Below are 13,582 nucleotides of genomic sequence, written 5' to 3' on the forward strand. Positions count from 1 at the left end.
AGATGCTGGTGGTCGGGCCACCGACGGCGGCCCGACCGACTCGCTCACGTGCCGATTGACAACGCAGGCCAAGCCTTAACTACCCGGCATTGGGTCCTAACCGCCCGCGACACTCACGACTCGAGGGTCTTCTGCAGGGCTTTGTTGGCTTTGCGGGCCATGTCGGCGATGGCTTCGCGGCGGGCGGCGTCGGCGGCGTAGTCGTCTTGGCGGTTGCGGACGACTCGGGCGGGTGAGCCGACGGCGATCGAGTAGTCGGGGATCTCGCCGCGGACCACCGCGTGGGCGCCCAGCACGCAGCCGCGGCCGATGCGGGTGCCCTTGAGGACCGTGACCTTGGTGCCGAGCCAGGTGTCCGGGCCGATACGGACCGGGGACTTCACGATGCCCTGGTCCTTGATCGGCACGGTGATGTCGGCGGTGACGTGGTCGAAGTCACAGATGTAGACCCAGTCCGCGACCAGTGTGGCCTCGCCGAGCTCGATGTCGAGGTAGCCGTTGAGGACGTTCTGCCTGCCGAAGACGCATTTGTCCGCGATGCGCAGCGAGCCTTCGTGGCAGCGGATGGCGTTGCCGTCGCCGACGTGCACCCAGCGGCCGATCTCCATCCGGCCGTAGCCGGGGCGGCAGTGGATCTCGACGTCCTTGCCGAGGAACAGCATGCCGCGCAGGATGATGTGCGGGTTGGCGATCCGGAACTTGAGCAGCCGCCAGTATCGGACCAGGTACCAGGGCGTGTACGCGCGGTTGCGCAGCACCCAGCGCAGCGAGGCCTTGGTCAGGAACTTCGCCTGCCGCGGGTCGCGGCGGGCCTTCCCCCAGGCCTTCAACCTGGACATGGCGGGTGCACCCCACATGGACGTCATACGTCGAAAACTACAGTGGCGCGCAGCGCCTCCTCGAGGGGCGGTGGCCGGGCGGCGGGTGGGACGTAACCTGGGACCGGGTGCACGTCGTTATCAAGGGGATGGACATGGGGACCAAGCTGATCATCGATACCGATCCCGGCATCGATGACGCCTTCGCGCTCGCGCTCGCCGCGCTGAGCACGGACGTCGACCTGCTCGGGGTGACGACGGTCTTCGGGAATGTCTCACTGGAGGCGACCACCCGCAACGCGCGCCGGATACTGGAACTCTGCGGCAGGCCGGACGTGCCGGTCGCGGCCGGTGCCGCGCGTCCGCTGGTGCACCCGCAGGCCGAACGGGCAGCGCATGTCCATGGCGAAGACGGCCTGTCAGGGCTCTCCGACACGCTGCCGGAGCCGACCAGAGCGCTGGAGCCGTCCGACGCGGTCAGCCTGCTCGTCTCGCTGCTCGAAGCCGCCGAAGAGCCGGTGACCATCGCGCCGATCGGCCCGCTCACGAACATCGCGCTGCTGCTCGCCGCGCATCCCCACGTCAAGCCGAAGATCGCCAGGATCGTGATCATGGGCGGCGGTCTCGGCACCGGGAACACCACGCCCGCCGCCGAGTTCAACATCTACAGCGATCCCGAAGCCGCTCGCCGCGTGCTGGTGGACGAAGACGTGCCCTGTGTGCTCGTGCCGCTGGAGATCACGCACCGCTGCGCGGTCAGCACCGCGTGGCTCGGCGAGCTCGCCGCGTCCGGCCCGCTCGGCGCGACGCTGGAGAAACTGACCGCCAGCTATCAGAAGCTCTATCACGACGAGCTGGGCCTGGACGGCATCGTCCTGCACGACGCGGTCGCGGTCGCGGAGGCGATCAAGCCCGGCCTGCTGCGCACCGAGGCGTATCCGATAGAGGTCGACTGCGGGCACGGCCCGGCGCGGGGCGCGACGGTCGCCGATCGGCGGCCGGGGCGGCGCGCGGGTACCACGGTCGAGGTGGCCGTGGACACCGATCTCGACGGACTTCGTGAATTCCTGCTGACCCGATTGGCTGGTACCCGGTGAAGCGCAAGGCTTTGGTCACTCTCGGCGCCGTGGTCGTCGCGGCAGGCGCGCTCGTCGTCGCCGTGAACCTCGCGCCGAGCGGTGCGAAGACGACGACGGCGGAACCCACCCCCACGCAGCTGCCGCCGGTCGAGACGCCGGTCATCCTGCGTGACAACAGCAAGCCGCCAGCCGAGCCCGGCCAGGCGTTCGACGCGTGGGCCAGCAAGACGAGCACGTGGCTCGACATCCCGTTGCGCCCCATGGAGAGCTACGCCAAGGCGACACTCGCGCTGGCGAAGGAAAAGCCGGACTGCCACCTGTCGTGGGTGACGCTGGCCGCCGTCGGCAAGACCACCACCGATCACGGCCGCGCGCTCGAAGCCCAGTTCGACCAGGCAGGCGCGGCGTCGAAACAGATCGGGAACGTGCAGTTCAAGGACTTCTACGGCCGGGTGGTGTCCACCGCGGACGCGACCGGCCCGTTGCAGCTGCCGTCGGCGGTCTGGGGCAAGTGGCAGGCCAGCTCGACCGGCGGGACGCCCGACGCGCAGAACATCGACGACGTGGCGCTGACCGCGGCCCGCGCGCTCTGCGCCGACGGCCGTGACCTGCTCAAGGGTGATGTGTGGTGGAAGGCCGTGAGCACGCTGCATTCCGCTCCGCTGATGCTGCACCGCACGCTCGCGACGCTCAACGTCTACGGCACGGTCGGCCAGCGCTCCGAGGCGCCGAACCCGGCCGTGCTGGGCGCGGTGAACTTCGCCATCAGCAAGATCGGCCTGCCGTACGTGTGGGGTGGCAATGGCAAGGGCGGCAGCGACCCCGGCTTCGACTGCTCCGGCCTGACCACCGCCGCGTACGCGAGCGCGGGCGTCAAGCTGATGCGCACGGCGGACACGCAGTTCCGCAGCGTGAAGTCGGTCAGCGAGCCGCAGCTCGGCGACCTGATCTTCTACGGCGAGCCGAAGACGAAGATCCACCACGTCGGCCTGTACATCGGCAACCAGCAGATGATCGACGCGCCGACCGAGGGCCAGGCCGTGCAGGTGCACACCTACCGCAAGAAGGGCGACGACTACGCGGGCGCGGGCCGCCCGGTCGCCTGAGCCGGTAAACGAGTGGACGCGGTGCCGCGCGGGCTTGTAGCTTGCTGCTCGACCGTGACACCGCCTGAGGAGGTGAGACCCATGAACGCTGTATCGCTGTGGGTGCTCCCCCTTCCTGTCACGACCGGGCGATCGATGTAGGTGTCGCCGGGAGCGCCTCGACACGCACTCCCGAAAGGCACCACCATGGATTTCGACGTCATCATCACCGGCTGCGGTCCCACCGGCGCGACGCTGGCCGCCGAGCTGCGGCTGCACGATGTGCGGGTTCTCGTCCTGGAGAAGGAAACCAAGCCCAAATCGTTCGTCCGCATAGTCGGCCTGCATGCCCGCAGCCTCGAACTGATGGCCATGCGCGGACTGCTGGATCGCCTGCACGAACACGGCAGGCAGCGCCCGGCGGGCGGTTTCTTCGCCGCCATCGCCAAACCCGCGCCGAAGGACCTGGACACCGCGCACGCCTATCTGCTGGGCATCCCGCAGCCGGTCATCGAACGCCTGCTGGAAGAACACGCGACCGGGCTGGGCGCGCAGGTCCGGCGCGGGTGCGCGGTGACCGCGTTCGAGCAGGACGACGAGGGTGTGACCGTCGAGCTGGCCACCGGCGAACGGCTGCGCACGCGCTATCTCGTCGGCTGCGACGGCGCGCGCAGCACGGTGCGCAAACTGCTCGGCGTCGGCTTCCCCGGGGAGCCCTCGCGGACCGACACGCTGATGGGCGAGCTGGGAGTGACCGCGTCGCGCGAAGAGATCGCGGCCAAGGTCGCCGAAGTCAGCGAGATCCACAAACCGTTCTGGCTCAGGCCTTTCGGCGAAGGGGTCTACAGCGTGGTCGTCCCCGCCGATGGCGTGAGCGATCGCGCGGAACCGCCCACGCTCGAGGATTTCCAAGACCGCCTGCGTGCCATCGCCGGGACCGATTTCGGCGTGCACTCCCCGCGATGGCTGTCCCGTTTCGGGGACGCCACCCGGCTGGCCGACCGGTATCGGGTCGGGCGGGTGCTGCTCGCGGGCGACGCGGCGCACATCCATCCGCCCACCGGCGGCCAGGGCCTCAACCTGGGCGTTCAAGACGCCTTCAACCTCGGCTGGAAACTGGCCGCCGAGATCCGTGGCTGGGCGCCTGAGGCGCTGCTGGACACCTACCAGGCCGAACGGCATCCGGTCGCCGCGGACGTGCTGGACAACACCCGCGCCCAGATGGAACTGCAGTCCACCGAGCCTGGCGCGCGGGCCGTGCGCAGGCTGCTCACCGAGCTGATGGACTTCGACGAGGTGAACCGCCATCTGATCGCGAAGATCGCCGCGATCGACCTCCGCTACGACTTCGGCGAGGGCCCCGACCTGCTCGGCCGCCGGCTGCGCGACATCGACGTGAAACAGGGCCGCCTCTACGACCTGCTGCGACGCGGCCGCGGCCTGCTGCTGGACCGCACCGAACGCCTGACCACGGCCGGCTGGTCGGACCGGGTCGACCACGTCGCCGATCCGACCGCGGCGCTGGACGTCCCGTGTGTCCTGCTGCGCCCCGACGGCCATGTCGCCTGGATCGGTGACGATCAGCGGGATCTGGACGCTCACCTCACGCGCTGGTTCGGCGAGTGATTGACTGCGAGCGGAGGTGGCTGACATGACCGTTGCCGAAGTGATGGCCGAGCTGGCGGCGCTCGAGGATCCGAAGGCCCGTGCGATCAACGAGAAGCACGGCGACGACCACGGCGTGAACCTGTCGAAGCTGCGCGCGGTCGCGAAACGGCTGAAGACCCAGCAGGACCTCGCGCGTGAGCTGTGGGCGACCGGTGACACCGCGGCCAGGCTGCTGGCGCTGCTGATCTGCCGTCCGAAGGAGTTCGAGCGCGACGAACTGGACGCGATGCTGCGCGAGGCACGCACTCCCAAGGTGCACGACTGGCTCGTGAACTACGTCGTCAAGAAGAGCCCGCACGCCGAAGAGCTGCGCGTTGCCTGGTTCGCGGACGCCGACCCGGTGGTGGCGAGCGCGGGGTGGGCGTTGACGACCGAACGTGTCGCCAAGAAGCCGGAAGGTCTCGATCTCGACGGTCTGCTCGACGTCATCGAGGCCGAAATGAAGGCGGCGCCGGACCGTCTGCAGTGGGCGATGAACCATTGCCTGGCCCAGATCGGGATCGAGCACGCGGGACACCGCGCCCGCGCGCTCGCTATCGGCGAGCGCTTGCAGGTGCTCAAGGATTACCCGACGCCGCCGGGCTGCACCTCGCCGTTCGCGCCGATCTGGATCACCGAGATCGTGCGCCGCCAAGAGGTGGCAGGCTGAGAGACTCCCCCGCCCCCTTCAACATATAGCGCACCCCGGGGCTTGCGGCAAGCCCCGGGGTGTACTCCACAATTGCCCGGTCCAACGCTATGACCTGGGGAAACGGGGATTCAAAAAGTGCGTGTGCTGTTGACGACGTGGGGATCGCGCGGGGATGTCGAGCCGCTGGCCGGGCTCGCGGTGGCGTTGCGAGGGCTGGGCGCGGAAGCCTCGGTGGCCGCGCCGCCCGATGACGATTTCGTGGAACTGCTCGGGCGGGCAGGCGTGCCGCTGGTGCCGCTCGGGCCGTCGGTCAAGTCGGTGGTGTCCGGGGAGAAGCCGCCGAGCGCGAAGGACGCGTTCTGGCTCGGGCCCGAGCTGGTCAGGGCGCGATTCGAGGTACTCGGCTCGGCGGCCGGAGGCTGTGATCTGGTGATGGCGTCCGGCCTGATGCCCGCGGGGGTGCGGGATGTGGCCGAGAAACTGGGAATTCCTTACGTGTACGCGTGTTTCCAGATTTTCGGGCTGCCTTCGCGGCACTTCCGGCCGGGTGCGCGGCCGGGTGCGCCGTCGTCGGAGGACGAGACGGACTTCCGGGTGCTGTGGGAGCAGGACGCCCAGCGCGTCAACGGCTTGTACGGCGAGCCGCTCAACACCCACCGGGCGGCGCTCGGCATGCCACCGGTGGACAACGTGCGCGATCACGTCTTCACCGAACGGCCGTTGCTGGCGGCGGACCCGACGCTGTGCCCGTCGGAGGGCATGACGGAACTCGATCTCGTGCAGACCGGTGCGTGGCAGCTGCCCGACGAGCGGCCGCTCCCGGACGACCTGGCCGCGTTCCTCGACGCGGGCACGCCGCCCGTTTACGTCGGCTTCGGAAGCATGGCCGCGCACGCGCCGCAGGACATCGCGCGGGTGGCGACCGAGTCGGTCCGCGCGCACGGGCGCCGGGTTCTGCTCGGCAGCGGCTGGGCCGGGCTGGGGCTGGTCGACGACGCGGACGACTGCTTCGTCGTCGGCGAGGTCAATCAGCAGGCGTTGTTCCGGCGGGTGGCCGCGGTCGTGCATCACGGCGGCGCGGGCACCACCACGACGGCCGCCGGAGCGGGCGCGCCGCAGGTGATCATGCCGCGCATCGCGGACCAGCCGTACTGGGCCTCACGCGTGGCCGACCTGGGGATCGGCGTGGCGCACACGGAGCCGACGCCGACCGTCGAGTCGCTGACCGCCGCGCTCAGCACGGTTCTGACGCCCGAGATGCGGACGCGGGCCAGTGAGGTGGCGGGCATGATCCGGACGGATGGCGCGACGGTCGCCGCGAAAATGCTGCTCGAGCGCTAGGAAACGGGCTGCGGCTGCTTGGTGTGGTCGCGCCGGGGCAGCAGTACCGGCGTGACCAGGCAGAGCAGCCCGGCGGCCGCGAGTGCGAGACGGGGGCTGGTGGCGGTGGCCAGCAGCCCCCACAGCGCGGTCAGCGTCGCGATGGTCGCACTGGAGCTGATCGACCACGCCGACGTCATGCGCGCGACGCGGCCCGTCTCGGTGCTGGAGAGGCGGTAGGTGACCATCACCGGGTTGAACACGCTGATGCACAGGATCAGGCCCAGCTCGACGACCATCACGATCACCAGCCCCGGCAGGCCTGGCCGGATGAAGAACAGGCCGATCAGCCAGCACGCGCGCAGTGTCCCGGCGACGAGCATGACCCGGTGCTGGCCGAACCGCGTGACGAACTTGCGGGCCAGCCGCGAGCCGATGAAGCCGCCGGCGCACGGGACCGCGAACGCGAGGCCGTACTGCCACGGCTCGAAACCGAGCTCGCCGAGCATGAGCACGGCGAGCAGCGGTTCGGTCGCCATGATCAAGCCGTTGACGAGCATCGTGTTGAGGAAAAGCCTGCGCAGCACGGGATTCGCCAAGATGTAGCGCCACCCGTCGAGCAGATCACCGGGGCGCAGCCGGGACTTCTCCGTGCGCTCGGGGTGCGGTTCGGTGCCGCCGATGGCACGGATGCCCAACGCCGAGAGCAGATAACTGAACGCGTCCGCCAGCACGGTCGTGACCGGGCCGAACAGGCCGATCGCGGCTCCCCCGAGCGGCGGCCCGAGTGCGACCGAACTCCAGGTCGTCGACTCGAACCGGGCATTCGCGACAAGCAGATCCTCTTGGGGCACAAGCGTTTTCAGGTAGGCGCCACTCGCCGACGTGAACGCGATCTTGGCGGCGGCGACGAGCACCGACACCACCAGCAGCTGCACGAAAGTGAGCCAGCCCAACGCGAACGCGACGGGGATGCTCACCAGCGCGGCGAATCTGATCAGGTCCATCGCGATCATCACCGGCCGCTTGCGGCGGAACTCCACCCACGGCCCGAGCGGCACCGCGAGCACCGCGCCGACCGCGAGCCCGGCGGCCGACAGCACCGACACCTCGGCCGGTCCGACGTGCAGCACCATGATCGCCAGCACGGAAAACGCGCCGAAACCCAGGCCGGAGCCATAGGAACTGACCGCGAACGCGGCCCAGAGCCACCCGAACCGCCGCCCCAAAGATCGTCGCCCCATCGGATGATCCAAGCAGATGTCCGGAAGCCAGGCTTGAGTTTGCCAAAGTGGCAAACCTATTTGGCGTATTCGCAATCACTCACGCAGTGTGGACGGCATGGACCAAGAATTCTGGGATCGGCTGTACAACGAAAGCGAGCGCCGCTGGAGCGGCCGCCCGAACGGCGCGCTGCGCGTCGAGGTCGAGGACATGACACCGGGCAAGGCGCTGGATCTCGGCTGCGGTGAAGGCGGCGACGCGATCTGGCTCGCGAGCAAAGGCTGGAAGGTGACCGCCGTCGACATCTCGCCGGTGGCGCTCGCCCGCGCGGCCGAGGCGGCGGGCCCCGACTCCGGTATCGACTGGCAACAGGCCGACCCGAGGGTTTCGCCGCCACCGAGCCGGAGCTTCGATCTCGTTTCGGCACAGTACTTTCCCGTGCTGCACGAGGAAGACCACGCCACCATCCGCGGCCTGCTCGACGCCGTCGCGCCCGGCGGCACGCTGCTCGTGGTCAGCCATCTCATCGAGGGAACGCCGCCGGAGGGCTGGTCCGGTCCCGACCCGCGCGAGTTCTACCAGCCGCCCGAGATCGCGGAACTGCTCGGCGACGACTGGGTGATCGAGAGCCACGGGAACCGCGCTCGCGTCGACACACCGCACGACAACCCGCACCACGCCGACATCGTGCTGCGCGCCCGTCGAGTGCGCTAGAGCCGGGTAAGCCAGTCTCGCGCCTCGGCGGCCCGCCGGAGCACCGAGACATGGCCATCGCCGGGCGATGACCAGAATTCCGCCGCAGGGCACCGTTTCGCGAGCCAAGCGCTGTGCGAGTGAGGCACGACCCGGTCGTCCTCACCGTGCACGAGCAGCACCGGCGCGGTGACCTGCGCGGGGTCGAATCCCCACGGGCCGACGAAGGCCAGGTCGTCGTCGATCAGCGCGCTGGTCCCCGCCGCGAGCGCGGGCCCGACCACCTCACCGACCCACGCCCAGTCCCCGGCGAGCGCGGCATGGTCCGCCTCGGTGAACATTTCCGAGTCGTAGGCGCCTGCGGCTTCGAACTTCTCCTTCGCCGCCCGGCCTTCGACGGCGGCACGCAGCCCGTCAGCCCCGGATGGGTTCATGCCCGCGTACCAGTCGAGCCCCTCGGCGTCGAACGGCGCCAGCCCGGAGATGCCGACCACGCCCAGCACCCGTTCCGGCAGCAGCGCACCACACGCGAGCGCGTGCGGACCGCCACCCGAATGTCCCATCACCGCGAACCGCTCGATCCCGAACGCGTCGGCGACCGCGGCGGCGCACTCCGCCACCGACGCGACGTCCCGCTCTGGCACCGCCGTCGACCCGCCGTAGCCGGGCCGGTCGAACGAAACCCAGCGGATCCCCTCGGCGAACAACGGCCTCGGCGGCGCCCCGATGTTCGGCGTGCCGTGATGCCAGAAGACGGGCAGCCCGTCCCCGCCGGTGTCGTAAGCGCGCAGTGCGCGACCGTCCGGCAAGGTCAAGTCGGTCTCGATCACCTTGCTGAGCCTAGGGCATGTCTGATCACGCCGGCTCTGTCAGCGCACGGAAAAGCACCGGCCAATAGATCTGTTCGAGCGTCCCGAACGGCAGGCGGTCGGGTTCGGCATGGCTCTGGGCCAGCGCGCCGTCCCGGATCGCGATGAACACGCGCGCCATCTCGCCGAGGTCCCGGTCGGTCCGGCGGCCGCTCCTGGCGAGGAAGTACTCGATCAGCCTGGCGATCCCGGCGCGGTGACGCTCGTTGTGCTCGCGCAGCACGGCCGCCGCTTCGGGATTGCGCAAGGCGTAGAGGGTGAACTCCGCCGAGATGAGGAACCAGTCCGCGTCCTCCTGGGTGACCTCGGCGAGCAGCGCGAAGACCTGCTCGATCGAGCCGTCGTCGGCGAGCTTGTCCAGTTTTCCGCTCAGCCAGGCGAATTCCCGCTCGGCGTGCTGGTCGAACAACGCGAAGAACAACTCGTCCATGCTGGCGAAGTTGGAGTAGAACGCGCCCCTGGTGTAGCCGGCGCGCGCGCAGACCTGCTCGATCGTCGTGACGTGGAAGCCGTTCTCGGCGAAGGCGGCCAGCGCGGCGTCGAGCAGCCTGGCGACGGTCTGCGGACGCCGTTTGGTCGGCCCCTTGGGCACTTTGACTCCTTCGGCTCTTGACCCTGCGCGGGAATCCACTCACGATACATCCACGCATCCGATACACGAATGCATCTTTTCCGCTCAGCGCCGAGAGGACCACCATGTCCGCACGCCTGTCCGCGGTACTCGCCGCACTTCTACTGCTAGCCGGGATCGCCACACCGGCGACCGCGGCCACGCGCACGTACCGCGAGTACGTGGCGCTGGGCGATTCCTGGACGGCGGACGTCGTCCTCGTGCCACCGCCCTCGACGAAGTACGTCCCGTTCGACTGCGCGCAGTCGGCGAGGGACTACCCCAAGCAGGTCGCGGCCGCGCTCGGCGTGCCGAAGTTCTTCGACGCCAGCTGTGGCGGCGCGACCACCGACGACTTCGCCAACCCGCAGTCCGGCCTGCCGCTCGGCGGCACCAACCCGCCGCAGTTCGCCCAGCTCACCGAGACCACGGACCTGGTGACCGTCGGCATCGGCGGCAATGACGCCGGTCTCGCCGGCGCTGTCGGCGGCTGCATCAACCTGCTGCCCGCCCCGCTGGGCGTGCCGTGCAAGCCGAAGTGGGTCAGCGGCGGCGTCGACCGGATGTCGGAGAACATCAAGGCGGCCAGGCAAAAGGTGATCACCGCGGTCACGCAGATCAAGCAGCGCTCCCCGCACGCGCGGATCCTGCTGGTCGACTACCTGGCCGGGATCCCGCAGACCGGCGGCTGCTGGCCGTTCCAGCCGGTGCTGAACGACGACATGGAGTGGCTCGGCGCCAAGCTCCGTGAACTGAACGCGGCACTGAAGAGCGCGGCGGCCACCACCGGCGTCGAGTTCGTCGACACCCACAGCAAGACCATCGGCCACGACGTGTGCACCAGCCCGTTCACCCGCTACGTCGAAGGCCTGCTCCCGATCTCGGCGAACGGCCTCGCCATCGCCGTGCCGTTCCACCCCAACTCGGCGGGCGGCGACGCGCAGGCCCGCATCGTGTTGTCGAAGATCCGGGGCTGAACCGAAGCCGCGACGGCGCTCACCTTCGCGCGAGCGCCGTCGCACCGGATACTAAGGAGCATGGGCAGGCTGCTGGAGGACAAGACCGCGATCGTCTACGGCGCGGGCGGGCCGATCGGCGGGGCGGTGGCCACCGCTTTCGCCAGGGACGGCGCGCAGGTTTTCCTCGCCGGGCGGACCAAGGCGAAGCTGGACGCGCTGGCACAGAAGATCGGCGCCGCCGTCACCGAGCTGGACGCGCTCGACGAGCGGGCGGTCACCACCTTCGTCGACTCCGTGGTCGCGCGGACCGGGCGGGTGGACATCTCCGTCAACGTCATCTCCTACGGCGACGTGCAGAAGCCGCTGGCCGAGATCACCGTCGAGGAGTTCCTGCAGCCGATCACGACCGCGATGCGCACGCACTTCCTGACGACCAGCGCGGCCGCGCGGCACATGGTCGTGCAGGGGTCCGGGGTGGTGCTGGCGTTCGGCGGGTCAGGGCCGCAGACCGTGCCGGGGATGGGCGGGTTCAAGGTCGCGCTGGACGCGCTCGAGGGGCTGCGGCGGCAGTTCGCCGCCGAGCTCGGGCCACACGGGATCAGGGTGGTCACGCTGAAGACCGGCGGAGTGCCGGAAAGCATGCCGGAGTCGTTCGGCGAGCGGGACGAAATCGAAAGCATGCTGCGCGGGTCGACGCTTTTGGGCACGACCGCGACTTTGGCCGATGTGGGGAATGTGGCCTCGTTCGTCGCTTCGGATCAGGCGAGGACGATGACGAGTTCCGCCGTCAACATCTCGTGCGGGGCGATCGTGGACATCTAGGGCTGATCGGGTATTCATTCCTCTCGCTCAGCGTTCCTTTTTCCGGATTTCATTGGGCCGGTCAGGTGTTACCTTCACGAACCGGTTGACCGTCACAGTCCGGCCCACCTAGGAAATGGGAGGTTGTCCGTCCTTTGGGGAGGTAGGGAATGTCCGCTCTCAGACCCGTGCTCGTGGCTGCAGGTGTGCTCGCCGGTTTTCTGGTGACCGTGCCCGCGTCGGCGGCGGCACCGGCGATCCAGGTGGTCAGCCGCACGCAGGCGGCCGAGGGTAACGACAGTTCCTCGGATCCCGCCACGAGCTCGGACGGCAGATATGTCGTTTTCGCGTCGTACGCGACCAACTTCATTCCGGGAAATACCAACGGAAGTCAAGGTATATACGTCAAGGACACCGTCACCGGCGTTATCGCACACGCCTCGGCGGCGGCCAATGGCACTCAGGCCGACGCGGATTCCGAAGGCCCGAGCATCAGCGCGGACGGTCACTACGTCGCATTTTCCTCACTCGCGACGAACCTCGTGCCCGGCGACACGAACGGCGCGCGCGACATTTTCGTCAAAGACATCCGGACCGGCGCCGTCGTCAAGGCGAGCACCGCCGCGAGCGACTTCGCGACGATCAGCGCGGGCGGGCGGCACGTGAGTTTCCGGTCGGGGACGAACGCGTACGTCAAGAACCTCGACTCCGGTGAACTCAAGCTCATCGTCGCCAACGCGCCCGCCACGGCGTACCCGATCAGCGCCGACGGCAGGCTCGCCGTGTTCGCCACGACCGGCGCGCTCGTCGCCGGCGACACGAACAACGCGTCCGACGTCTACCTCAAGGATCTCCAGACCGGAACGCTGACCAGGATCAGCACCACCGCGACCGGCGGGCAGAGCGCTTCGGGCGGCGCCGCGCCCACGATCAGCGCCGACGGCCGGTTCGCCGGCTTCGAATCGGCCGCGACCGACCTGGTCCCCGCCGACACCAACGGCGCGGCCGACGTGTTCGTCAAGGACATCGCCAAAGGCGCGATCCGCATCGGCACCGTGGCCGCCGACGGCACGCAGGCCAACGGCGCCACCACGGAACCGAAGCTCAGCGCGGACGGCCGATACCTCGCGTTCGCGTCCAGCGCGACGAACCTGGTGCCCGGCGACACCAACGGCGACGGCGACATCTTCGTCAAAGATCTGACGAAGGGCACGGTCATCCGCACCAGCGTGGCGGCGGGCGGCGCGCAGGCGGACAAAGCCAGCGACAACGTCGACCTGAGCGGCAACGGCCGCGTGACCGTCTTCCGGTCGGAGTCGGCGAACCTGGTCCCCGCCGACGGCAACCACGTCGCCGACATCTTCTCGGCACCGGCACTCAAGCCGGGCGCCGACCCGTACGCCGACGCGATCGCCGCGGGCACCACGGTGGGCCTGTCGAACGGCGCCAACGCGCTCGGCGCCCCGGACCGCAAGCTCGCCGGCGTCACCGGCCTGCTCGGCGGCCGCCTCGTACTCGACATGGGCGAGGACGAAGAAGGGACCGGCGACCTGTCGGTGTACTACGGCGGGCTCAACCTCGGGCTGCTGACCTCGCTCGATTTCCTTGACGCGCAAGGCAAAACCGTCGGCTCCGGCCAGCTGAAGCTGATCGACCTCGGCGCGGGCACACACGTCACCAAGGTCCCCCACAGCGGCGCGCCGTACCGCTACGTCCGCATCAACACGGGCCTGCTGCAGGTGTTCAGCCTGGACGCCGTCGAAGCCGCAGGCTGACCCCGGGTCGTGAGTGGTACGGCCGGTTCTAACCGGCCATACCACTCACG

At 69.3% G+C, this 13,582-nt stretch carries 13 protein-coding genes; 9 read left to right on the forward strand and 4 right to left on the reverse strand.

Annotated elements, in window-relative coordinates:
* Positions 1-113 precede the first annotated feature (113 nt).
* Positions 114-866, reverse strand: coding sequence for an acyltransferase (locus ACFV15_RS45495; protein WP_378359388.1), 753 nt, complete (start codon positions 864-866; stop codon positions 114-116).
* Between the two features lie 107 nt (positions 867-973).
* On the opposite strand from ACFV15_RS45495, the gene ACFV15_RS45500 reads away from it, so the two are divergent.
* The 5 genes from ACFV15_RS45500 to ACFV15_RS45520 all read left to right on the forward strand — a co-directional run bounded on the left by ACFV15_RS45500 (position 974) and on the right by ACFV15_RS45520 (position 6,622).
* A complete protein-coding gene (locus tag ACFV15_RS45500) occupies positions 974-1,915 on the forward strand; it encodes a nucleoside hydrolase (RefSeq protein ID WP_378359389.1) in 942 nt (313 codons plus the stop codon).
* Complete coding sequence (locus tag ACFV15_RS45505; protein WP_378359390.1) at positions 1,912-3,003, forward strand: C40 family peptidase; 1,092 nt, start codon at positions 1,912-1,914, stop codon at positions 3,001-3,003. The genes ACFV15_RS45500 and ACFV15_RS45505 overlap by 4 nt, the downstream gene beginning before the upstream one ends.
* Positions 3,004-3,189: 186 nt before the next feature.
* Entirely contained in the window at positions 3,190-4,608 is a 1,419-nt protein-coding gene (gene rox, locus ACFV15_RS45510) for a rifampin monooxygenase (RefSeq protein ID WP_378359391.1), read from the forward strand.
* 25 nt (positions 4,609-4,633) lie between these two features.
* Positions 4,634-5,299: a DNA alkylation repair protein gene (locus ACFV15_RS45515; RefSeq protein ID WP_378359393.1), complete on the forward strand. Its 666-nt coding sequence runs from the start codon at positions 4,634-4,636 to the stop codon at positions 5,297-5,299.
* A 117-nt stretch (positions 5,300-5,416) separates the two neighbouring features.
* Complete coding sequence (locus ACFV15_RS45520; protein ID WP_378359394.1) at positions 5,417-6,622, forward strand: glycosyltransferase; 1,206 nt, start codon at positions 5,417-5,419, stop codon at positions 6,620-6,622.
* Here the strand turns inward: ACFV15_RS45520 and ACFV15_RS45525 are convergent.
* On the reverse strand, positions 6,619-7,845 hold the full coding sequence (locus ACFV15_RS45525; RefSeq protein ID WP_378359396.1) for an MFS transporter: 1,227 nt from the start codon (positions 7,843-7,845) through the stop codon (positions 6,619-6,621). The two genes, ACFV15_RS45520 and ACFV15_RS45525, sit on opposite strands and share 4 nt — an antisense overlap.
* 97 nt (positions 7,846-7,942) lie before the next feature.
* Here ACFV15_RS45525 and ACFV15_RS45530 point away from each other — a divergent pair, with 97 nt between their 5' ends.
* The gene (locus ACFV15_RS45530) at positions 7,943-8,539 is read left to right on the forward strand and encodes a class I SAM-dependent methyltransferase (RefSeq protein ID WP_378359397.1); all 597 of its coding nucleotides are present in this window, start codon (positions 7,943-7,945) and stop codon (positions 8,537-8,539) included.
* Here the strand turns inward: ACFV15_RS45530 and ACFV15_RS45535 are convergent.
* Entirely contained in the window at positions 8,536-9,348 is an 813-nt protein-coding gene (locus ACFV15_RS45535; RefSeq protein ID WP_378359398.1) for an alpha/beta fold hydrolase, read from the reverse strand. The genes ACFV15_RS45530 and ACFV15_RS45535 overlap by 4 nt on opposite strands.
* Positions 9,349-9,373: 25 nt before the next feature.
* Positions 9,374-9,979: a TetR/AcrR family transcriptional regulator gene (locus ACFV15_RS45540; protein ID WP_378359399.1), complete on the reverse strand. Its 606-nt coding sequence runs from the start codon at positions 9,977-9,979 to the stop codon at positions 9,374-9,376.
* 104 nt (positions 9,980-10,083) lie between these two features.
* Here ACFV15_RS45540 and ACFV15_RS45545 point away from each other — a divergent pair, with 104 nt between their 5' ends.
* The 3 genes from ACFV15_RS45545 (at position 10,084) to ACFV15_RS45555 (ending at position 13,532) form a co-directional block, all read left to right on the forward strand.
* Positions 10,084-10,974 (forward strand): SGNH/GDSL hydrolase family protein, encoded by an 891-nt coding sequence (locus ACFV15_RS45545; protein ID WP_378359400.1) that lies wholly within the window; start codon positions 10,084-10,086, stop codon positions 10,972-10,974.
* Between the two features lie 60 nt (positions 10,975-11,034).
* Complete coding sequence (locus tag ACFV15_RS45550; RefSeq protein WP_378359402.1) at positions 11,035-11,778, forward strand: SDR family NAD(P)-dependent oxidoreductase; 744 nt, start codon at positions 11,035-11,037, stop codon at positions 11,776-11,778.
* A gap of 149 nt (positions 11,779-11,927) precedes the next feature.
* The gene (locus ACFV15_RS45555; RefSeq protein WP_378359404.1) at positions 11,928-13,532 is read left to right on the forward strand and encodes a TolB family protein; all 1,605 of its coding nucleotides are present in this window, start codon (positions 11,928-11,930) and stop codon (positions 13,530-13,532) included.
* Positions 13,533-13,582 lie beyond the last annotated feature (50 nt).

The sequence above is a fragment of the Amycolatopsis sp. NPDC059657 genome (assembly GCF_042734395.1).
Lineage (GTDB): Bacteria > Actinomycetota > Actinomycetes > Mycobacteriales > Pseudonocardiaceae > Amycolatopsis.

Bases quoted from the DNA above. Each gene is read 5' to 3' on its own strand.
- rox (WP_378359391.1), top strand. From the start codon at position 3,190: ATGGATTTCGACGTCATCATCACCGGCTGCGGTCCCACCGGCGCGACG.
- ACFV15_RS45530 (WP_378359397.1), top strand. From the start codon at position 7,943: ATGGACCAAGAATTCTGGGATCGGCTGTACAACGAAAGCGAGCGCCGC.
- ACFV15_RS45545 (WP_378359400.1), top strand. From the start codon at position 10,084: ATGTCCGCACGCCTGTCCGCGGTACTCGCCGCACTTCTACTGCTAGCC.
- ACFV15_RS45495 (WP_378359388.1), bottom strand. From the start codon at position 866: ATGACGTCCATGTGGGGTGCACCCGCCATGTCCAGGTTGAAGGCCTGG.
- ACFV15_RS45500 (WP_378359389.1), top strand. From the start codon at position 974: ATGGGGACCAAGCTGATCATCGATACCGATCCCGGCATCGATGACGCC.
- ACFV15_RS45555 (WP_378359404.1), top strand. From the start codon at position 11,928: ATGTCCGCTCTCAGACCCGTGCTCGTGGCTGCAGGTGTGCTCGCCGGT.
- ACFV15_RS45525 (WP_378359396.1), bottom strand. From the start codon at position 7,845: ATGGGGCGACGATCTTTGGGGCGGCGGTTCGGGTGGCTCTGGGCCGCG.
- ACFV15_RS45515 (WP_378359393.1), top strand. From the start codon at position 4,634: ATGACCGTTGCCGAAGTGATGGCCGAGCTGGCGGCGCTCGAGGATCCG.
- ACFV15_RS45550 (WP_378359402.1), top strand. From the start codon at position 11,035: ATGGGCAGGCTGCTGGAGGACAAGACCGCGATCGTCTACGGCGCGGGC.